This is a genomic window from Cedecea sp. AS113 (genome assembly GCF_037152415.1).
Taxonomy (GTDB): Bacteria; Pseudomonadota; Gammaproteobacteria; order Enterobacterales; family Enterobacteriaceae; genus Cedecea.
The window spans coordinates 37794-57786 of the sequence record NZ_JBBCMI010000013.1 but is presented as its reverse complement, the minus strand read 5'-3'; the positions used below and the strand labels follow the sequence as shown (position 1 = coordinate 57786).

At 55.8% G+C, this 19993-nt stretch carries 19 protein-coding genes; 9 read left to right on the top strand and 10 right to left on the bottom strand.

Annotation, left to right across the window (positions count from 1 at the left end; genetic code table 11):
- Positions 1 to 24: 24 nt before the first annotated feature.
- On the bottom strand, positions 25 to 612 hold the full coding sequence (locus WFN87_RS15890) for a Yip1 family protein (RefSeq protein ID WP_008456316.1): 588 nt from the start codon (positions 610 to 612) through the stop codon (positions 25 to 27).
- 356 nt (positions 613 to 968) lie between these two features.
- Between WFN87_RS15890 and WFN87_RS15885 the strand changes: the two genes are divergently transcribed.
- Entirely contained in the window at positions 969 to 1532 is a 564-nt protein-coding gene (locus WFN87_RS15885) for a DedA family protein (protein ID WP_008456314.1), read from the top strand.
- On the opposite strand, the gene WFN87_RS15880 is transcribed toward WFN87_RS15885, so the two are convergent.
- Positions 1529 to 2098, bottom strand: coding sequence for a TetR/AcrR family transcriptional regulator (locus tag WFN87_RS15880; protein WP_336982264.1), 570 nt, complete (start codon positions 2096 to 2098; stop codon positions 1529 to 1531). The two genes, WFN87_RS15885 and WFN87_RS15880, sit on opposite strands and share 4 nt — an antisense overlap.
- Positions 2099 to 2203: 105 nt before the next feature.
- Between WFN87_RS15880 and WFN87_RS15875 the strand changes: the two genes are divergently transcribed.
- The 3 genes from WFN87_RS15875 (at position 2204) to yohP (ending at position 3695) form a co-directional block, all read left to right on the top strand.
- Positions 2204 to 2671, top strand: coding sequence for a nuclear transport factor 2 family protein (locus tag WFN87_RS15875; protein WP_336982263.1), 468 nt, complete (start codon positions 2204 to 2206; stop codon positions 2669 to 2671).
- A 91-nt stretch (positions 2672 to 2762) separates the two neighbouring features.
- Positions 2763 to 3500, top strand: a complete 738-nt coding sequence (locus WFN87_RS15870; protein ID WP_336982262.1) for a class I SAM-dependent methyltransferase — start codon at positions 2763 to 2765, stop codon at positions 3498 to 3500.
- Between the two features lie 111 nt (positions 3501 to 3611).
- Positions 3612 to 3695 (top strand): small membrane protein YohP, encoded by an 84-nt coding sequence (yohP, locus tag WFN87_RS15865; protein WP_008456306.1) that lies wholly within the window; start codon positions 3612 to 3614, stop codon positions 3693 to 3695.
- A gap of 38 nt (positions 3696 to 3733) precedes the next feature.
- Here the strand turns inward: yohP and WFN87_RS15860 are convergent, their stop codons facing one another.
- Positions 3734 to 4687 (bottom strand): MBL fold metallo-hydrolase, encoded by a 954-nt coding sequence (locus tag WFN87_RS15860; protein WP_336982261.1) that lies wholly within the window; start codon positions 4685 to 4687, stop codon positions 3734 to 3736.
- 78 nt (positions 4688 to 4765) lie between these two features.
- On the opposite strand from WFN87_RS15860, the gene WFN87_RS15855 reads away from it, so the two are divergent.
- Positions 4766 to 5686 carry a LysR substrate-binding domain-containing protein gene (locus WFN87_RS15855; protein ID WP_166995556.1) on the top strand — a complete coding sequence of 307 codons (921 nt, stop codon included), beginning with the start codon at positions 4766 to 4768 and terminating at the stop codon, positions 5684 to 5686.
- A gap of 75 nt (positions 5687 to 5761) precedes the next feature.
- On the opposite strand, the gene WFN87_RS15850 is transcribed toward WFN87_RS15855, so the two are convergent.
- The 7 genes from WFN87_RS15850 to rhlE all read right to left on the bottom strand — a co-directional run bounded on the left by WFN87_RS15850 (position 5762) and on the right by rhlE (position 15186).
- A complete protein-coding gene (locus tag WFN87_RS15850; protein ID WP_166995369.1) occupies positions 5762 to 7156 on the bottom strand; it encodes a 6-phospho-beta-glucosidase in 1395 nt (464 codons plus the stop codon).
- Between the two features lie 15 nt (positions 7157 to 7171).
- Positions 7172 to 9019, bottom strand: coding sequence for a PTS beta-glucoside transporter subunit IIABC (gene bglF / locus WFN87_RS15845; RefSeq protein WP_336982260.1), 1848 nt, complete (start codon positions 9017 to 9019; stop codon positions 7172 to 7174).
- Positions 9020 to 9155: 136 nt separating this feature from the next.
- Positions 9156 to 9995 (bottom strand): BglG family transcription antiterminator LicT, encoded by an 840-nt coding sequence (gene licT / locus WFN87_RS15840; RefSeq protein WP_008456295.1) that lies wholly within the window; start codon positions 9993 to 9995, stop codon positions 9156 to 9158.
- A gap of 161 nt (positions 9996 to 10156) precedes the next feature.
- Positions 10157 to 11047, bottom strand: coding sequence for a 5'/3'-nucleotidase SurE (gene surE / locus WFN87_RS15835; RefSeq protein ID WP_008456293.1), 891 nt, complete (start codon positions 11045 to 11047; stop codon positions 10157 to 10159).
- A gap of 24 nt (positions 11048 to 11071) precedes the next feature.
- Positions 11072 to 12400 (bottom strand): OprD family outer membrane porin, encoded by a 1329-nt coding sequence (locus WFN87_RS15830; RefSeq protein WP_336982259.1) that lies wholly within the window; start codon positions 12398 to 12400, stop codon positions 11072 to 11074.
- A gap of 278 nt (positions 12401 to 12678) precedes the next feature.
- Positions 12679 to 13614, bottom strand: coding sequence for a tRNA dihydrouridine(16) synthase DusC (dusC, locus tag WFN87_RS15825; RefSeq protein WP_166995361.1), 936 nt, complete (start codon positions 13612 to 13614; stop codon positions 12679 to 12681).
- A 174-nt stretch (positions 13615 to 13788) separates the two neighbouring features.
- Complete coding sequence (rhlE, locus tag WFN87_RS15820; RefSeq protein WP_336982258.1) at positions 13789 to 15186, bottom strand: ATP-dependent RNA helicase RhlE; 1398 nt, start codon at positions 15184 to 15186, stop codon at positions 13789 to 13791.
- A gap of 253 nt (positions 15187 to 15439) precedes the next feature.
- On the opposite strand from rhlE, the gene cecR reads away from it, so the two are divergent.
- Genes cecR through WFN87_RS15800 form a run of 4 tightly spaced genes read left to right on the top strand, consistent with a single transcriptional unit; the run spans position 15440 to position 19993 of the window.
- Complete coding sequence (cecR, locus tag WFN87_RS15815; protein ID WP_166995357.1) at positions 15440 to 16135, top strand: transcriptional regulator CecR; 696 nt, start codon at positions 15440 to 15442, stop codon at positions 16133 to 16135.
- Entirely contained in the window at positions 16125 to 17132 is a 1008-nt protein-coding gene (gene hlyD / locus WFN87_RS15810; RefSeq protein WP_166995356.1) for a secretion protein HlyD, read from the top strand. The genes cecR and hlyD overlap by 11 nt, the downstream gene beginning before the upstream one ends.
- Positions 17119 to 18867 (top strand): ATP-binding cassette domain-containing protein, encoded by a 1749-nt coding sequence (locus WFN87_RS15805; protein ID WP_336982257.1) that lies wholly within the window; start codon positions 17119 to 17121, stop codon positions 18865 to 18867. Before hlyD ends, WFN87_RS15805 begins: the two co-directional genes overlap by 14 nt.
- Positions 18854 to 19993 carry an ABC transporter permease gene (locus tag WFN87_RS15800; RefSeq protein ID WP_336982256.1) on the top strand — a complete coding sequence of 380 codons (1140 nt, stop codon included), beginning with the start codon at positions 18854 to 18856 and terminating at the stop codon, positions 19991 to 19993. The genes WFN87_RS15805 and WFN87_RS15800 overlap by 14 nt, the downstream gene beginning before the upstream one ends.

The window sequence follows — 19993 nt, the reverse complement described above, 5'->3', positions numbered from 1 at the left end:
AAAACTTTCTGTTAATTCGCCCCGTCAGAACAAACGGTAGCCATAACCCCACAGAATCACCGCGACGGCCAGCAGTACTTCCAGCACCAGCACGCCAATGGCCAGGGTTGAACTGGAAAAACTCATCCCCTCTTCTTTGTCGATGCCGAGGAAGTCCGGCACGCCAACGTAGAGCAGATAGCCGGTGTAGACCAGCGCCAGGGCGCCTACCGCCACGCACAGCCAGACCAGCGGATAAAGTGCCACAATCCCGCTTAAGAACAGCGGCGTGGCCACGTACCCTGCGAAAACCATACAGCGGGCAAGCGACGGACGCTGCGGATAGTTACGCGCCATCCACCAGATAACCCGCCCCATCACCGCGACGCCGCCCAGCATCAGGGCGTAGAAAAGAATGCCCAGATACAGGCCGGTAAACATAGAGAGCTGGACATAGGTGCCGTCCCCGAAGTTCCAGCCAATTTGCGTGGTGCCGATAAACGCGCAGATGACGGGAATGGCCGCCATCAACAGCACATGGTGAGTGTAGTGATGCGAGACGGATTCGTTCTCGCGCTTAATTTCCTGCATTTCCCGATTAGGATGGGAAAACAATCCCCAGACATGGCTCATACAACCTCCGGACCTGCGGCGCAAATGCTTGCGATACTCCAAGTATAATTCACCTTCAGGTTATTATTTAACCAGACGAAAAATATCTCCGATTCTGTACAAGCCTGGCGGCGATGAGTTGTATGCTTTAGGGAAAATTTCATACCCTAAATAATTCGCGTTGCAGGACAAAAAGACTTTCAGGTCTTTTTGAACAGCGTCTACGCTGACTCCGGAGGGGCCAGGCTTGCCGAGTAACACGGCAAGGCCGGGAATCCTCAGGAGCATAGCTAACTATGTGACTGAGGTGAGCGGATGCAGCCAACGCACCTGCCACTTGAAGTATGACGGGTATACATGGAGGAGAGTCCAGCTTAATGGATATCAATGGCTTAATAGAACAGTATGGCTACGCCGCGCTGATTATCGGCAGTATGGCAGAGGGGGAAACCATTACCCTGCTAGGCGGCGTGGCCGCGCATCAGGGGCTTTTAACCTTCCCATTAGTCGTCCTGTCTGTCGCACTGGGCGGCATGATTGGCGATCAGGTGCTGTTCCTGGTCGGCAGGCATTTCGGCAGCGCCCTGCTGGCTCGCTTTAAGAAGCATCAAAAGAAAGTGGCCAAGGCGCAGGCGCTGATCAACCGCCATCCCTATTTGTTCGTGATTGGCAGCCGCTTTATGTACGGGTTTCGCATCGTCGGGCCGATTATCATCGGCGCCAGTAAGCTGCCGCCAAAGCTGTTTATCCCGCTGAATATCTGCGGGGCTATCCTGTGGGCCACGCTGTTTACGACGCTTGGCTATCTCGGCGGTGAAGTCGTCGGCCCGTGGCTGCACAGCCTGGATACGCACCTGCGCCACTGGATTTGGCTTATTGTTGCCGTGGTGCTGGTCGTGGCCGTCCGCCTGTGGTTCAAGTACCGGCAAAAAGAGGATTAACCCTCTGCTGCGGGCAGCAGCGCCAGCCACGCCCGCAGCAGCAGAAGCGCCTCTTCGCCGCGGCCATCGCGCTGGGCTTTGACTATCGCCCCGTCAATCACCAGCGCCAGCATTGCTGCCTGCTCCCAGCCCTCGGCATTATCGGGCAAATAACCCGCCAGACATTCCACCATCGCCTGCTTGTGGGCCCGGGCAATCGGCAGCGTGTCCGGCAGCGCCTCGGCCATTTCCACCGCCGAGTTGATAAACGCACAGCCGCGAAATGCCTCGTCGTCAAACCAGTTTTGCAAGGTGGCCGCTAACGCTTCCATCAACCCTTTCCCTTCTCCGGTTTGCGCTTCCAGCGTGCGACTAAACCACGTCATCCAGCGCTGATGGCGGTAGTCCAGAAAGGCACGGATCAGGTCGTCTTTGGCCGGAAAATGCCGGTAGAAGGTCACTTTGGTGACGCTGGCTTCTTTGATGATTCGGTCTATGCCGGTGGCACGAATACCGTCGCGGTAAAACAAGTCGTGCGCGGTGTGCAAAATACGGTCGCGGGCGCCGGGGGTCGCAGCAGTAGGCATGATTTCTCCTGTTAAAAATCTATCATGACGTATGTAGACAAATCTGTCTACCCAGGGTAACCTGGAAGAGTAGACAGACCTGTCTACATTTCACAGGAGCAGACCATGACAGTAAAACCCCCGGTTCCCCCGTTTACGCTCGAGACGGCAAAACAAAAAGTTCGCCTGGCGGAGGACGCCTGGAACAGCCGGGATCCTGAACGCGTCTCGCAGGTTTACGCCCTGAATACCCACTGGCGCAACCGCGCCGAGTTTGTTGCTGGCCGTAAAGCCGTCGTCGGTTTTTTAACCCGCAAATGGCAGCGGGAGCTGGACTACCGGCTGATCAAAGAGATCTGGGCACACGACGGGAACCGCATTGCGGTGCGCTTCGCCTACGAATGGCACGATGATTCCGGCAACTGGTTCCGCAGCTTTGGCAACGAAAACTGGGAATTTGATGAACAGGGCCTGATGATTAACCGCCACGCCTGTATCAACGACACGCCAATCAAAGAGAGCGAGCGTGCCTTTTTCTGGCCGCTGGGCCGCCGCCCGGACGATCATCCTGAGCTCAGTCATTTCGGTTTTTAACGGTTTTGCCGCCGGAGCCGGTTTTCTTTCCGGCGGCGTCGCGTCTAAAATTCCTGCTGGCCAATGATGGCCTCAGTGATTAAGAGTATTTATGACGCAAAATATCTATGACGACCCGGCCTTTTTTGCCGGCTATGCCACGCTGGACCGCTCTGTTAAAGGTCTGGATGGCGCGCCTGAATGGGCAAAAGTTCAGGCGATGCTGCCGCCACTGGCGGGCAAGCTGGTGCTGGATTTAGGCTGCGGCTACGGCTGGTTTTGCCGCTATGCAAGAGATGCCGGCGCGGCAAAAACGGTCGGGCTGGATGTATCGACGCTCATGCTCGCCAAAGCCCGTGAAATGACCGAAGGCCCCGGGATCGAATATCGCCTGGAGGATCTTTCCGCCCTGCAACTGCCGGCAAACAGTCTCGATCTGGCCTACAGTTCGCTGGCGCTTCACTACCTGGAAGACATTCGCCCGCTGTTTGCCACGCTTGAACAGGCGCTGGTGCCGGGCGGCAAGCTGGTCTTTACCGCCGAGCACCCGATCTATACCGCCCCCGCGACGCAGACCTGGCTGCAGGGTCGGGACGGGCAACGCAGCTGGCCGGTGAATCATTATCAGCAGGAAGGCGAGCGTCTCAGCAACTGGTTTGCCGAAGGCGTGAAGAAGCAGCACCGCAAGCTGGCCACCTGGATTAACGCCCTGATTGAAAGCGGCTTTGTGATTGAAAAGCTCGACGAATGGGGCCCGGAGGCCGAACAAATTGCCCTCAACCCCGGGCTGGCAGAAGAGGCCGAACGGCCAATGATCTTCCTGCTCGCGGCAGGTAAACCCCAACGCTAAAGCTCAGTCGTACCCTTTTTTTCGATTATTCCGTCTACGGGGAGGCAACTCCCCCGTCTTCGTATCCTTGCCTATACTCAAAAAGAACCAACTAAAAGGTAAGGAGCGCTAATGAAAATTATTTTATGGGCCATTCTGATTATCTTCCTCATCGGGCTGCTGGTGGTGACCGGCGTATTCAAAATGATCTTTTAAAAACGCGTGGCGCCACGTTGTTGTGGCGCCTTTAGCTATCAATCCGATCTACTGCTGTAGTTTACCGGCACCCAGCGCCAGGCTTTGCCTTCTTGTTTCACATGACCAATTCCCGGGAAAGCAATGTGCGCCGCCGCGACCCAGTCGCCTTCCTGAGCCGCCAGTTTTAACACCTTCTCGCGCGTGGCAACTGCCTGCTGCTGGTTAACATCGAAATGAATCGCCACTTCCGGATCGGGCATCTGCACCGCTTTAGCATGAATAATATCGCCCCACATCAGCATGTTTTGGCCGCCGCGGCTAACACGGTAAATCACGCTACCCGGCGTGTGCCCTGCGGCAGGAATGGCTTCGATGCCCGGAAGGATTTCTGTGGGTGCATGAAAAGTGGTGAGCTTACCGGCGTCAATGACCGGGCGAAGCGAACGTTCAGATTCAGCAAAGGTATGCCGCTGGCCCGGCTCTACGTCGCTGAGGTGTGCGGGGTTGAGCCAGAAATCGACATCTTTCTGCTCCACGCGAACCGTCGCGTTGGGGAAAGCAGGCTTGCCGCGGTATTCCACCCCGCCGGAATGATCGGCATGAATATGGGTCAGCAGCACCAGAGAAATATCTTCAGGGGCAATACCTGCCGCCCGTAAATTCTCCAGCAGGTGCCCACCCGCAGAGCCAAATAATTCCCCGGCTCCCGTATCAACCAGAATCAGTTCGCTCCCCGTATTGATAACAAAGGCATTGATCGACGTTTCTGCGGCGGGCGTCATTGCGTCCTCCGCCATACGCTCGCGTAACTTCTGCGGCGTGATATGCGTCAGTAATTTATCCAGCGGTACGACTACTGTGCCGTCCGACACCGCCGTAATTTGCCAGTCCCCCAGCATCATGCGGTAATATCCAGGCGATTGCTGCTGCGTTATAGCCTGCGGCGTGGCAAGGACAGAAACGGATATTGTGCCGCCTAAAAGCGTTAGCAACATGAGGAAAGTTTTCATTTTATTCTCCAGGCAGGTGTTCAACTTGCCGCCAGTATCCCGTCGGGCGTATCATCACGCCAATTGATTGGAGAAATGATGACTATCAAAGAAAATGATTTCCGCAAAATCGATCTCAACCTGCTGATCGCTTTTGCCGTGCTGTTCCGCGAGCAAAGCGTCTCGCTGGCGGCCGACAAGCTGCACCTCGGGCAGCCTGCGGTCAGCGGCGCGCTGGCAAGATTGCGGGATATGTTCGACGACCCGCTGTTTATTCGCAGCGGCCACCGCATGCAGCCCACCGCGCGCGCAAGCGAACTGCACACCGAGCTGATGCCTCTGCTGGAGCAGCTGCAAAGCGCTCTTTTCCAGCAGGCTGAGTTTTGCCCGGCCAGCGCCAAAGCGACCGTGACCATCGGCATGACCGACTGGGTGGAAATGTGGCTGATGCCAAAACTCATTCCCGCGCTGAAGCAGGACGCGCCGGGGATGCGCATTAACGTTGTCGCCAGCGACCCGTTTACCGACGCCCAAAGGCTGGAAGGTGGCGAGCTGGATATGGCGATCAGCGTGGCGAACCAAAGCGCCCGCTGGCTGGAGCGTGAAGTGTTGACCAGCATGAATTTTGTGACGCTCTGGCACCCACAGCACATCGAGGCCAGTGCACCGCTGCCGCTGGAAGAATATGTCGCCCATCAGCACGTGCTGGTCAGCTATCGTGAAGCCAACAGCAGCCAGATAGACACCCTGCTGGCAAAGCTCGGGCAGACGCGCCATATCAGCTACACCACCCCGCATTTTGCTGCGCTGCCGGGATTGCTGATGCAAATGCCCGCGCTGGCTACCGTGCCGGCAGGATTATCAGCCAGTTGGCAGAAAACCTGGGGTTTGGCTGCAAGCCCGGTTCCGGTAGACGTTCCGCCGTTTGAGGTTGCTTTATTGTGGCATCAGCGCCATAACAGCGATGCCGCGCTGATGTGGCTGCGCGGGTTTATTCAGCGGCTGGTGAATGTGGCGTAATAGAGCAGAAAGGGAAGAGGGAAAACGTATTTTCCCTCTTTTAGTCTGACGACAAACTGGCTTTATTTCCGCGGCTTAGCGCTTCAGGCTGCCGCCATTCGTGGCAATCACCTCTTTATACCAGTGGAAGCTTTTCTTTCTCGATCGCGCAAGCGTGCCGTGCCCCTGGTCATCGCGATCAACGTAGATAAACCCGTAGCGTTTCGACAGTTCGGCTTTCGACGCACTAACCAAATCGATTGGCCCCCAGCTGGTGTAGCCCATCACGTCTACGCCGTCCTCAATCGCCTCACCCACCTGCACCAGATGATCGTTCAAATAGCTGATGCGGTAATCGTCGTTGACCGTGCCGTCAGCTTCGGGCTTATCTTTCGCCCCCAGGCCGTTTTCGACAATAAACAGCGGTTTCTGGTAGCGATCCCACAGCATATTGAGCAGGATGCGCATGCCGGTCGGGTCAATTTGCCAGCCCCATTCAGACGCTGGCAAATGCGGGTTTGGCACCATGCTGAGAATATTGCTGCGGGATTTCGCGTTAAGTTCTGCATCTGCCGTCACGCAGCCGGTCATGTAATAGCTGAATGAGATAAAATCGACGGTGTTTTTCAGAAGCTCGCGGTCGTTCTCGCTGATTTCAAGCTGAATACCGTTATCGCGGAAATAGCGCTGCATATAGCCAGGATAACGGCCCCGACACTGGACGTCGCCGAAGAACAGCCAGCTGCGGTTTTCCTGCAGCGTTTCCAGCACGTCTTCCGGTTTACAGGTGAGCGGGTACATCAGGCCGCCCAGCAGCATATTGCCGATTTTCGCCTCCGGGATAATTTCGTGGCAGGCTTTCACCGCCAGGCTGCTGGCAACCAGCTGATGATGGATAGCCTGATAAATTTCGCCTTTGTTCGGCTCGCCTTCCAGCCCGACGCCGGTCAGCGGCGCATGAAGCGACATGTTGATTTCATTGAAGGTCAGCCACAGCTTCACTTTATGCTTATAGCGGGTGAAAACACAGCGGGCGTAACGCTCAAAGTAGTCAATGACTTTGCGATTGCCCCAGCCACCGTATTGCTTCACCAGCCACCACGGCATTTCGTAGTGAGACAAGGTCACCATCGGCTGAATCCCGTGCTGCGCCAGCTCATCAAACAGTTTGTCGTAATACGCCAGCCCGGCTTCATTTGGCTCAGACTCGTCGCCCTGCGGAAAAATGCGCGTCCAGGCGATGGAAATACGCAGGCAGCTAAACCCCATTTCGGCAAACAGCGCAATGTCCTGCGGGTAGCGGTGGTAAAAATCGATGGCGATATCTTTAATGCCGCTGTCTCCCGGCACGCGCTCCTTCAATGGGCCAAATACCCCCTGCTGCATGACATCCGAGGTAGAAATGCCCTTTCCGCCCTCCTGCCACGCGCCTTCAACCTGGTTTGCGGCGATAGCCCCGCCCCACAGAAATGTCTTCGGAAATGCTGTCATGTCACTCTCCTTTGCTTAACGTTCTACCGTCAGGAACGGCATACCTGAATTGATGCTGGACTGCTGCGTCACACGGGTGACTGCCCGGTAATCCTCGCTATTGCTGACAATTATCGGCGTAGCGAGGTCGTACCCGGCGGCGAGGATGGCCTCGCGGTCAAAGGTAATGAGCAGATCGCCGGGTTTAATTTTGTCTCCCGGCTGGACGTGGGCAGTGAAGTGCTGCCCCTCCAGCTTCACCGTGTCGATGCCAATATGGATTAAGACTTCAATGCCGCTGTCGCTCAGCAAGCCAATGGCATGCCGGGTCTGAAATAGCGAGGCGACTTCGCCGTAAAACGGCGCTCGAACTTCGTTTGTCAGTGGAATAATGGCCGCGCCCTTACCCAACAGCCCCTCGGCAAACGTAGCATCAGGGACCTGGTCCATCGCCAGTACCGTGCCGCTCATCGGTGCCAGAATGTCTTCATCTCCGGCAATGGCCGTGGGTGATGATGAAGCAGGCGCGCTGCGCGGCAGACCAAAAGCCCAGGTCAGCGCGCAGGCCAGCAGCAGTGATAACAGAGTACCGATGATGGCCCCCCACACGGTGCTGTCCATGCCGCCCGGTGGAAGCATCTGCGCCAGGCTGAAAATACTCGCCAGCCCGAAGGAATAAAGATGGCTTTGGCTAAAGCCGACAATGGCCCCGCCAATGCCCCCGGCGATGCAGCCAAAAATGAAGGGACGGCGGTTAGGCAGCGTCACGCCATACACCGCTGGTTCAGTGATACCGAAGATCCCCGCGGTCACCGCTGAGCCCGACAGAACTTTGAGCTTTGCATCACGCGTAGAGAGAAAGACCCCTAGCGCGGCACCGACCTGCCCCATTACCGCCGGCAGCAGGAGCGGCATCAGCGTGTCCTGCCCCAGTACGCTGAGGTTGTTGATCATGATAGGGACCAGGCCCCAGTGCAGGCCAAAGATCACGCAGACCTGCCAGATAGCCCCCATGACGGTGCCCGCCAGCCACGGCGCAAAGGCATAAATAGCCTGATAGCCGTGGGCCAGCATTTGGCTCAGCCAGGTTGCTGCCGGCCCAATAATCAGGAAAGTCAGCGGCACTACGGCGCCCAGGCAAACCAGAGGCGTGAAAAAGTTCTTCATGGCTGCCGGGAATACCTTATTGCAACGTTTTTCCAGCCAGCAACTCACCCAGGCGGCAAAGATAATTGGGATCACCGAGGAGCTGTAGTTGATAAAGGTGACGGGCAGACCAAGAAAACGTTCAGACTGAGAGGCAGATTCGAAAGCCTGCATAATCAGCGGATGCGTAAGTGCGCCCCCGATGGCCATGGTCAAAAAGGGACTGCCACCAAATTTTTTCCCGGCCGTGTAACCGAGTACCAACGGGAAGAAGTAAAACAGCGAATCGCTGGCAGCGAACCAGATTTTATAGGTCGCAGACTCGGCATTTAGCCAGCCGCAAACGACGCTGAGCGCCAGCATCCCTTTCAGGATACCCGAGGCGGCCATCACGCCCAGGAAAGGGGTAAAAATTGCCGAAACGATATCGATAAGCCGGTTCAATAAGTTGCTTTTTTCGCCCTGGATTTCTTTTGTTACGGCCTCTTCACTGATGCCTGCCGCAACGCAGACCGCCGTATAAACATCGTGAACGTGGTTGCCAATCACAACCTGGAATTGCCCCCCGCTCTCCACCACCGTGATAACACCCGGGTTGCTCTTCAGCGCCTGAGGCTCTGCGAGCGAGGAATCATTCAGTTTGAAACGCAGCCTGGTCGCACAGTGCACCAGACTGACGATGTTTTCCTTGCCACCGACATGTTTCAGGATAGCCTGCGCCAGCCCTTGATAGTCCATAACCCTGTTCCTTTTACGTCCCGCCCGCGGGCGATGTCTGCTGAGTAAAGTTAAAAAAAAACCTGAGCCAGCCGCCCCGCAGGGAAGCTAACGCTCAGGTTTTGCCTGCCGAAGCAGTCACAATCCGTTTTGTTATTTAAGCCTTGCGGCTCTCTTTGCGCACTCGCTCAATATGAATAGCGAGGAACATAATTTCTTCGTTGGTCAGCTCGCGCTGGTAGCTTTTGGCCAGATGCCGCTGAAGTTTCTCTGCACAGCGCCACGCCAACGGGTAGTTATCTTTCACCGCCGCATGCAGAGCTTCATCATCATCCGCCACGGTGGTGCGGTTCAGCATTCTTTGAGCAAAAAACTTCAAATGCGTGACAAAGCGCTGGTAGCTCAGACTCTCGGTCTGGTATTCAATTTGCAGCTGATACTTCACGATATGCAGGATCTCCTGCATTACGCGGGTGATATCCATCACCTCCGGCATTTCGCCTTCAAGCTGGGCGGTCACCAGATGCAGCGCGATAAACCCCGCTTCATCTTCAGCAAGCAGTACGCCGAGACGCCGGTGAATAATGCCAATGGCTTCCAGCCCCAGAGCAAACTCTTTGGGATATAACCGCTTGATTTCCCACAACAGCACGTTGCGTATCGCCATGCCTTTTTTCTGCCGCTCAATCGCGAAGTGGCAGTGATCCGTCAGCGAAATATAGAGACTTTCCTGTAGCTTACCGAGGCGTTCGCGTGCCAGTTGAATAATACGATCGCAGGCGGTCATCACCTCCAGCGGGATCTGGTTTAGCAGCTCGCTTAATCTCGCCACCAGCTCATCGCTTTGCAGGGCAAACACTTTTTCTATCTGGCTGCGATCGAGGTTATCTCCGGGCTTTTTTTGGAAGCCCAGCCCCTTCCCCATCACCACCTGTTCGCGCTGGTGCTCGTCGAGAATAACCACTACGTTATTGTTCAGTATCTTGGCGATTTCCATGGTTACCCCAGAAACAAAAAAACCTGACCTCTGGCAGAGCCAGATGATCAGGTTTTGCCTGCTAAGCGCAGTAACAATCCAACATATGCACTCTATCACGGAGGATATATCGCTCAAGCTCGTAGGGCGAAAACCGTGATAGCGATCGCGACACTGCCTGACTAGTTAGCCGCGGTTTCTGCTGCAAACAGTTTGCGATACTGTTCGTCAAACTGCGGCGCATTCCACTCTCCGTCAAAGACGGTCCAGGTAATATATCCACGGTTTAGCCAGCCGGTATCGGTATCAGCGTCCACCGGCGTCAACACTTTCTCACTCATGATTTGCTGTGCTTTACCGTCAGGCAACAGTTTGTAGTAGTGCTGAGGCACCGGATTTTGCTCATTTTCAACAAATTTCATGCCCTTAATGGCCTGCTTTTCTAACGGCGGATAGTTAATGCTTAACCCCGAACCGGCGGGTAGCAGCGGCTGACCCGGTTGCCAGGTTTTCGCGAGCGTATCCACAAGGCCAACCACGTAGTCGACTGAGTCCGGCCAGAATTTATGCGTACTTGGCCACCCGGCCTTCATCTCCTGCTCGTTGAGAATATAGCCAATACTGGCGGCAATCGACGGATAACCATACCGAACCGCGCGGGCTGCGGCACCGATGGTGCCAGAGTTCAGCTGCGCAACGCCGGTATTGGGACCGTCGTTCACGCCGGAGATAACCAGGTCCGGCGGCGTATCTTTCATCACGCCCAGCACGCCGAAGTCAAGGGCGTCGGCGGGGGTGCCAGGGAAGCAGTAGCGCTTGTCGGCCACCTTTTTAACGTCGAATATTTTATTCGGCTTAAAGGTAATGGCCGAACCAATACCACTTTGATTGGTGGACGGTGCCACCATCCAGACGTCATATCCTTTGGCCGCCAGCTTCTCCTGCAGTGAGGTTGTCCCAACCGACTCACAGCCATCATCATTGACGACCAGAATACGCAGGGGGCGCTCAGCGGCAAAAGCGGAACCTGCAACTAACGTGAGCACCAGACCGGCGATGATGTTCTTTTTCATATTCACTCCTTATTTATGACGTAATCAAAATAAATTAAACCGATATTCAACGCGTACGCTTCCCCCTACGCCTTTCGCACGGCGGAAACTATGATTGTTTTCGTCCAGGGATGGCATTCTGCCAGGCGTTAATTTCCAGCTATAGCTCGGCCCAAACCCGGCGAATACGTTCAGACCTTTAACCTGCTGGCTATGCCAGAGAAAATAACCCCCATACTCCCACTCTTTTAAATCAACACCTTTGTATTGCATGCCAAAACCGTAATTGCCGTAGATGCCCACTAATAATTCAGGCAAGATCTGATACTGGCTGTATAAATACATCATTTGTTCACCGTCATTAATGTAGTCATTGCCCTCGCCATCGGCTTTGCTATTAAAGGCACCCCGGGTGTTTTTACCAAAGTGCCAATAAAAATGGCCTAAACCGTTATCCAGCGGCGCTCGGGTGTATGACCAACCGAGGCCAGATTCCGCTCGTCCGTATTGATAGCCGACAAGGGCAAAAAGATGTTGTGCGCTGCGGCTGAACCCTCGAGCCCCCTCCCAATCGCTGAGGCCCCGAGCATAGTAGTAAGTGCTTCGTGCCAGGAGATTGAAATCTTTACTAAGCGGCACCACGGCATTCGCTTCAAGCCCGTGGCGGAGAAGATAGCTGTCGCTCTCGGCGGCAATATAGCTGATTTTACTACCTTTTTCCGGAGACCAGCTCAGTTCACTGGTCGCAATGTAGTCAATTTGCTTGTTAGTTTTGAGGGTACGAAAGCGGCGTTTTTCTGGCTCATCGCGCTCAGAAAAGCGGTTCACAACGGCGGCCTTTGCGCTAAAATCGTCCCACGCAAACTCGGCGCTAACGCCTTCCCAGGTACTGGGGGCGGCACGGCTGCGGGTGACGTTTAACGCGCCGAATTTATAGAGTTGACGCCAGCCAGCCCAAAGAGAGAGATGCCGCTCAGCGTCGCCCCATCGCGCTTTGGCGTACAGTTGCCCAAGCTTATTGAAGCCTTGCGCTTTGCCGTTTTTGTCCCGCAACAAGTCTCTGCCATAGAAGGCATCGTTGGCGTACAGCTTCTCTACGCCATACCACGAGGCATCGACCCCTACGTGATCCCACAGCCAGCCGCTTTGCCAGTCCAGATGCACCGCCTGAGCCCAGGCGTTCTGATCGCCAATCCCCTGGTCCGCCATTGCATCGGTGGTATTCAACATCCAGACATTTTTTAAGGTGGCATCGAGATGGCTGTTCGTCAGCAGGCCACCGTCATAGTGAGCATAGCTCGCCAACGCATCGGGCATACCTCCCAAGGCAAACAGCAGCATCATGCCACCGGTTATTTTTGTGCGTGAGTACATGATAAACGTCCCTTGTTTTAATAAAAAAAAGCAAAAAAAAACCTAAATTCATTTCCCGACACGCGGAGAATGAATTTAGGTTTTGCCTGTTAAACAGTAGCAATCCTTGGTGTAATTTTCGGGGCTATAGTGGCATCATGCTGAAACCAGCTCCAGCACTAAATAAAATAAAAATGAAATTTTGTGAACTCTATTCAGGAAATAATGAAAGAAGATAAATTAATTTAGAGAAAATGCCCGCCAATTAAAAGTTCAATTAACGGGTTATCTAAAAGAAATTATTTTAACGCGCCAATAACATTGGCGATTTCACCGGACGTTTTTAACGTGCGAATGAGGGTAAACAGCTCCGTTGCTTCGGCGTATTCTTTACGCAAATAACCAAGCCACTGTTTAATCCTTGCCACGTGATACAGCCCGGTATCGCCCTGCTTTTCGAGACGGCTGTATTTTTGCAACAGCGTAACAACCTCGGCCCACGGCATTCGCGCTTCGTTGTATTTGATAACCCGGCTCAGGTTTGGCACATTCAGCGCCCCGCGCCCAATCATCACCGAATCACATCCCGTAGCCGCAAGGCAATCCTGTGCGCTTTGCCAGTCCCAGATTTCGCCGTTAGCGATGACCGGGATCGACAGCCGCTGACGAATCTCACCGATGGCACCCCAGTTGATCAGCTCAGCTTTGTAGCCGTCTTCTTTAGTACGTCCGTGAACCACCAACTCTGTCGCCCCCGCCTGCTGCACGGCATCAGCAATTTCAAACTGACGCGCACCGCTGTCCCAGCCGAGGCGAATTTTTACCGTAACCGGCAAATGCGCTGGCACAGCCTCACGCATGGCTTTCGCGCCGCGGTAAATGAGCTCGGGATCTTTGAGCAAAGTCGCCCCGCCGCCGCTGCCGTTAACCAGCTTTGACGGACAGCCGCAGTTTAAGTCCACGCCCCAGGAGCCGAGTTCAACCGCACGAGCTGCGTTCTCAGCCAGCCACTGCGGGTATTGCCCAAGAAGCTGGACGCGAACCAGCGTACCGGATGGCGTGCGGCTGGCATGATCGAGTTCGGGGCAAAGTTTGAGGAAAGATTTAACCGGCAACAGCTGATCGACCACGCGAAGAAATTCGGTGATACAGAGATCGTAGTCGTTAACCTCGGTAAGAAGTTCGCGAACTAACGAGTCGAGAACGCCTTCCATCGGGGCAAGAAGAACACGCATGACGCATCCGATAATATGTGTGGAGTTTTCCCCTCGCCCCGACTCTCTCCCCAGAGGGGAGAGGCGGAAAACCTGGGATTCCGCTAGTTCCCACCTTCAAAGAAGCAGAAGAAATGCGGGGGGCTTTAATCCCCTCTCCCTTTAAGGGAGAGGGTTAGGGTGAGGGTATGAAACTTACTGCGCTGCCGCTGGTTTACGCGGTGAGCGACGGCGACGGGTATTATCCACTGCCGGCTTCGCAGCACCTTCGCCCTGCGGTTTACCGCTGCGACGCGGGCCGTTGTTACGCTCACCGGAAGCATTCGCGTTTCCGCCGTTGCCACTGCGACGCTGGCCCTGACCCTGGCTTTGACCACCGCGACCTCCCTGGCCGCCACGACCACCGCCGCCACGCTGCTGACGACCGTTGACGATTGGCTCGGCCGGAATGGATGGATCAACATCAAAACCTGGCAATGCGATACGTGGGATCTCGCGCTTCAGCAGACGCTCGATGTCGCGCAGCAGCTTATGCTCGTCCACGCACACCAGAGAAAGTGCTTCACCGGTGGCTGCCGCACGACCGGTACGGCCAATACGGTGCACGTAGTCTTCCGGCACGTTCGGCAACTCATAGTTAACAACGTGCGGCAGTTCTTCAATGTCCAGGCCGCGAGCCGCGATATCAGTCGCCACCAGCACGCGAATACCACCGCTTTTGAAGTCCGCCAGCGCGCGTGTACGAGCGCCCTGGCTCTTGTTGCCGTGGATTGCCGCCGCGGTGATACCGTCTTTTTGCAGCTGCTCTGCCAGATGGTTAGCGCCGTGTTTGGTGCGGGTGAACACCAGCACTTGCTGCCAGTTGCCTTTGCCAATCATCTGCGACAGCAGTTCCCGCTTGCGCTTTTTGTCCACAAAGTGAACGTGCTGCGTGACCTGCTCAGACGCCGTGTTGCGGCGAGCCACTTCCACTTCTTCCGGGTTGTGCAGCAGCTTCTCAGCCAGCGCTTTAATGTCGTCGGAGAAGGTTGCGGAGAACAGCAGGTTCTGGCGGCGTGCAGGCAGTTTAGCCAGCACGCGACGAATGTCATGAATGAAGCCCATATCCAGCATGCGGTCGGCTTCGTCCAGCACCAGAATCTCTATCTGATCGAGTTTCACCGCATTCTGATGCTCAAGATCCAGCAGACGGCCTGGGGTTGCAACCAGCACATCCACGCCGCCGCGCAGCTTCATCATCTGCGGGTTAATGCTCACGCCGCCAAAGACAACCAGCGAGCGGATATTTAAATATTTGCTGTAGTCGCGGACGTTCTCACCAATCTGCGCTGCCAGTTCGCGGGTTGGGGTGAGGATCAGCGCACGCACCGGGCGACGGCCCTTCAGGTGAGGCGCGCTGTCGGTCAGACGCTGTAACAGCGGCAGGGTAAAGCCTGCGGTTTTGCCGGTGCCGGTTTGGGCACTGGCCATCAGGTCACGGCCTGATAAGACTACCGGGATTGCCTGGCGCTGAATTGGGGTAGGCTCACGATAGCCCTGCTCTTCCACCGCACGCAAAATATCGGCATTCAGGCCGAGAGAATCAAAAGACATAGGAACTCCAGAACCGCCCTGACCGCATTGTGCGGTGTAGTTTCCAGGGGGAACATCACGCGCCAGCGCTAAGCTGGCGAAGAGAGGAGGCGCAAACCACGGCGCCGTTCGCGTGCAGTGTAGCAGTTTTTGTGATCTTCCGCATAAATTCTCATTTTCCTCTCCGCAAGCAGAATAAAGCCTTGTACTGGACAGGGTTGATAACTTTGCTTACTATTAATCAATCGATTGATTAACATTCTAAGAGGTCGGTATGACACCTTCGCCGACGCCGGTCACCAGCCGCGGAGAGCAGGCTAAAAATACGCTCATCACCGCCGCCATCGCGCAATTCGCTGAATATGGCATGCATGCCACCACGCGAGATATCGCCGCCCAGGCTGGGCAAAATATTGCCGCGATCACCTACTACTTTGGCTCCAAAGAAGCGCTGTATATGGCTTCCGCTCAGTGGATTGCCGATTTCATCAGCGGTAACTTTCACGAGCATGTTGCCCACGCAGAAGCCCTTCTTTGCCAGCCCGAACCGGACAAAGAGAAAATACGGCATCTTATTCATACCGCGCTCGGGCAAATGATCGCCCTGCTGACCGCCGACGACACGCTCAACCTGAGCAAATTTATCTCCCGCGAGCAGCTTTCCCCGACCGCCGCTTATCAGCTTATTCACCAGCAGGTTATCGACCCGATGCACACTCTGCTGACCACGCTGGTGGCGCATTACACCGGGCGAGATCCTTTTGATACCGACACTATTTTGCATACCCACACGCTGCTCGGCCAGGTGCTGGCCTTCCGGCTTGGGCGAGAAACGATTCTGTTGCGCACCGGCTGGCCTCAGTTTGACCAGGCCAAAGTGCAGCAAATAAGCCGCGTGGTGCTGAGCCACGTTGATTTCATCCTGCAGGGATTATCCGTAAACAGAGGAAAAGCTTGTGATGAACAATAAGAAGCCGGTGATTGCCGTCATTGTGATTCTAGTGCTCGTGGCCGCGGCGTTTGGCGGCTGGAAATGGTATCAGAGCCAGCAAAACAGCGAGCTAACGCTTTACGGCAACGTGGATATCCGCACCGTTAACCTTAGCTTCCGCGTGGGAGGGCGACTCGCGGCGCTTGAGGTAGATGAAGGCGATGCAATCAAAACCGGTGAACCGCTGGGGCTGATAGATAAAGCACCGTATGAAAACGCTTTGCGCCAGGCCGAAGCCAACGTTGCGGCCGCCCAGGCTAAGTACGATTTGATTATTGCGGGCTACCGTGACGAAGAAATAGCCCAGGCTGCAGCGCAGGTTAACCAGGCGCAGGCGGCCTATGATTACGCGCAAAACTTCTACCAGCGCCAGCAGGGGTTGTGGGCGACCAAAACCATCTCGGCGAATGATTTAGCCAACGCCCGCTCGTCCAGCGACCAGGCAAAAGCCACGCTGAAAGCGGCCAAGGATAAGCTCAGTCAGTACCGCAGCGGCAACCGCCCGCAGGAAATCGCTCAGGCGCAGGCCAGCCTTCAGCAAGCCAAAGCACAGCTGGCTCAGTCGCAGCTAGATCTGCAGGACACCACTCTGATTGCGCCTTCTGACGGCACGTTGCTGACCCGTGCCGTTGAACCCGGCAGCATGCTTAACGCAGGCAGCACGGTACTCACCCTGTCGCTCACTCGCCCGGTGTGGGTTCGCGCCTATATCGACGAAACCAACCTCGGGCAGGCCAAACCCGGCAGCGAACTGCTGATTTACACCGATGGCCGCCCGGACAAGCCATACCACGGCAAAGTGGGATTTGTGTCTCCAACGGCGGAGTTCACGCCAAAAACGGTTGAAACTCCCGATTTGCGCACGGATTTAGTCTACCGCTTACGCATTATCGTGACCGATGCAGATGACGCGCTGCGTCAGGGCATGCCCGTTACGGTGAAATTCAACGGTGGAACTCAGCATGAGCAGCAATGACGCGGTCATTCATCTGCAGGGGCTGGTGAAGCGTTTCCCTGGCCTTGAAAAACCGGCCGTCGCCAGCCTGGATTGCGAAATTCATGCCGGGGCCGTCACCGGCCTGGTCGGCCCGGACGGCGCGGGGAAAACCACGCTCATGAGGATGCTGGCTGGATTGCTGCAGCCAAGCGAAGGCGCAGCCTCGGTGATCGGCCTCGACCCGATTAAAGACGATCGCGCTTTGCACGCTGAACTGGGCTACATGCCGCAGAAATTTGGCCTGTATGAAGATTTGACGGTAATGGAAAACCTGAAGCTTTATGCCGACCTGCGCGGCGTGACCGGGGAGCAGCGTAAAAGCACCTTTGCCCGACTGCTGGAATTCACCTCTCTCGGGCCGTTTACCGAGCGGCTGGCGGGCAAACTCTCAGGCGGGATGAAGCAAAAGCTTGGTCTCGCCTGTACGCTCGTCGGCCAGCCGAAAGTCCTTTTGCTGGATGAACCTGGCGTAGGCGTAGACCCCATATCCCGGCGTGAACTGTGGCAAATGGTGCACGAGCTGGCGGGCGAAGGCATGCTGATCCTCTGGAGCACATCGTATCTCGATGAGGCCGAGCAGTGCCGAGAAATCCTGCTGATGAACGAAGGCGAGCTGCTTTATCACGGTGCGCCGAAAGCGCTGACGCAGAAGATGGCCGGGCGTTCACTACTGGTCAGCCACGATCAGGAGAATAATCGCCAGCTACTTCAGCGCGCGCTGAAGCTGCCGCAGGTCAGCGACGGCGTGATTCAGGGGCGCTCTGTGCGGCTGATCCTTGCCAAAGAGGCAAAAGTGAACGATCTGGCAAATGCCCTGCACGTGCCCGAGTCCAGCCTGAAAGAAACTGACCCGCGCTTTGAAGACGCGTTTATTGATTTACTGGGTGGCGCCGCCGCGAACGAATCTCCGCTGGGCGATATTCTTCATACCGTTGACGGCGAGTCAGGTGAGACGGTGATTCAGGCCGAAGAGCTAACCAAAAAATTCGGCGACTTTGCCGCCACCGACCACGTTAACTTTGCCGTTAAGCGCGGTGAAATCTTCGGGCTGCTTGGCCCTAACGGCGCCGGCAAGTCCACCACCTTCAAGATGATGTGTGGTTTGTTAGTCCCCACTTCGGGCAAAGCACTGGTGCTGGACATGGATTTGAAAACCAGCTCCGGCAAAGCACGCCAGCACCTGGGCTACATGGCGCAAAAATTCTCCCTCTATGGCAACCTGACCGTGGCACAAAATCTCCGTTTCTTCTCCGGTGTTTATGGCCTTCGCGGGCGCGTTCAGCAGGACAAAATTGCCCGCATGAGCGAAGCATTTGCGCTGCAGCCTATCGCCAATAGCACGACAGATTCTCTGCCTCTGGGTTTTAAGCAGCGGCTGGCGCTTGCCTGCTCGCTGATGCACGAACCGGATATTCTGTTTCTCGACGAACCGACATCCGGCGTGGATCCTATTACCCGCCGTGAGTTCTGGCTGCATATCAACAGCATGGTAGAGAAAGGCGTGACGGTGATGGTGACCACTCACTTTATGGATGAGGCCGAATACTGCGACCGCATCGGGCTGGTCTACCGAGGCAAGCTGATTGCCAGCGGCACGCCGGACGACCTAAAACAGCAGATAGCGGATGACGACACGCCCGACCCCACCATGGAGCAGGCGTTTATCGGGCTGATTCACGAGTGGGATAAGGAGCACAGCGATGAGCGAACATAGCCAAAGGATATCGTGGCGCCGCGTCCGCGCCCTGTGCGTGAAAGAAACCCGGCAAATCGTGCGCGACCCCAGCAGTTGGTTAATCGCCGTAGTTATCCCGCTTCTGCTGCTGTTTATCTTCGGCTACGGCATTAATCTCGATTCCAGCCGCCTCCACGTCGGCGTGCTGATCGAGCAGCAGAGCGAAGACGCGCTGGATTTCACCCACGCCATTAGCGCCTCGCCGTTTATTGAGCCCACCATCAGCGATAACCGCGAGCAGCTGATTCAGCTCATGCAGGCCGGGAAAATTCGCGGCATGGTGACGATTCCGCCCGATTTTGCGCAGAACATGGCCCGCCCCGGCGCAACGGCCCCGATTCAGGTGATCACCGACGGCAGCGAGCCCAATACGGCTAACTTTGTTCAGGGCTATATCCAGGGGATCTGGCAGCTTTGGCAGCAACAGCGGGCGGAAGATCGCGGGGAGCACTTTGAGCCCTTAATCGAGGTGCAGCTGCGCTATTGGTTTAACCCCGCCGCCATCAGCCAGCACTTTATAATTCCCGGCGCGGTAACCATCATCATGACGGTCATTGGCGCTATCCTGACCTCTCTGGTCGTAGCCCGGGAATGGGAGCGCGGCACCATGGAGGCTCTGCTTTCCACGCAGGTGACGAAGACCGAACTGCTGCTCTGCAAGCTGGTGCCCTATTATGTTTTGGGGATGCTAGCCATGCTGCTTTGTATGCTGGTGACGGTGTTTATTCTCGGCGTACCGTGGCGCGGCTCGCTGTTACTGCTGTTTCTGATCAGCAGCCTGTTTTTACTTAGCACGCTGGGCATGGGGCTGCTGATCTCCACCATTACACGCAACCAGTTTAACGCCGCGCAGGTCGCGCTGAACGCCGCATTTTTACCGTCCATCATGCTGTCCGGCTTTATTTTCCAGATAGACAGTATGCCGGCGATTATCAGGGCGGTGACCTACGTCATCCCGGCGCGCTACTTCGTCAGCACCCTGCAAAGCCTGTTCCTGGCGGGGAATATCACCTCGGTGTTGATCGTCAACACGCTGTTTTTGATTGCCTCGGCGGTGATGTTTATCGGCCTGACGGCGCTGAAAACCAAACGTCGGCTCGATTAG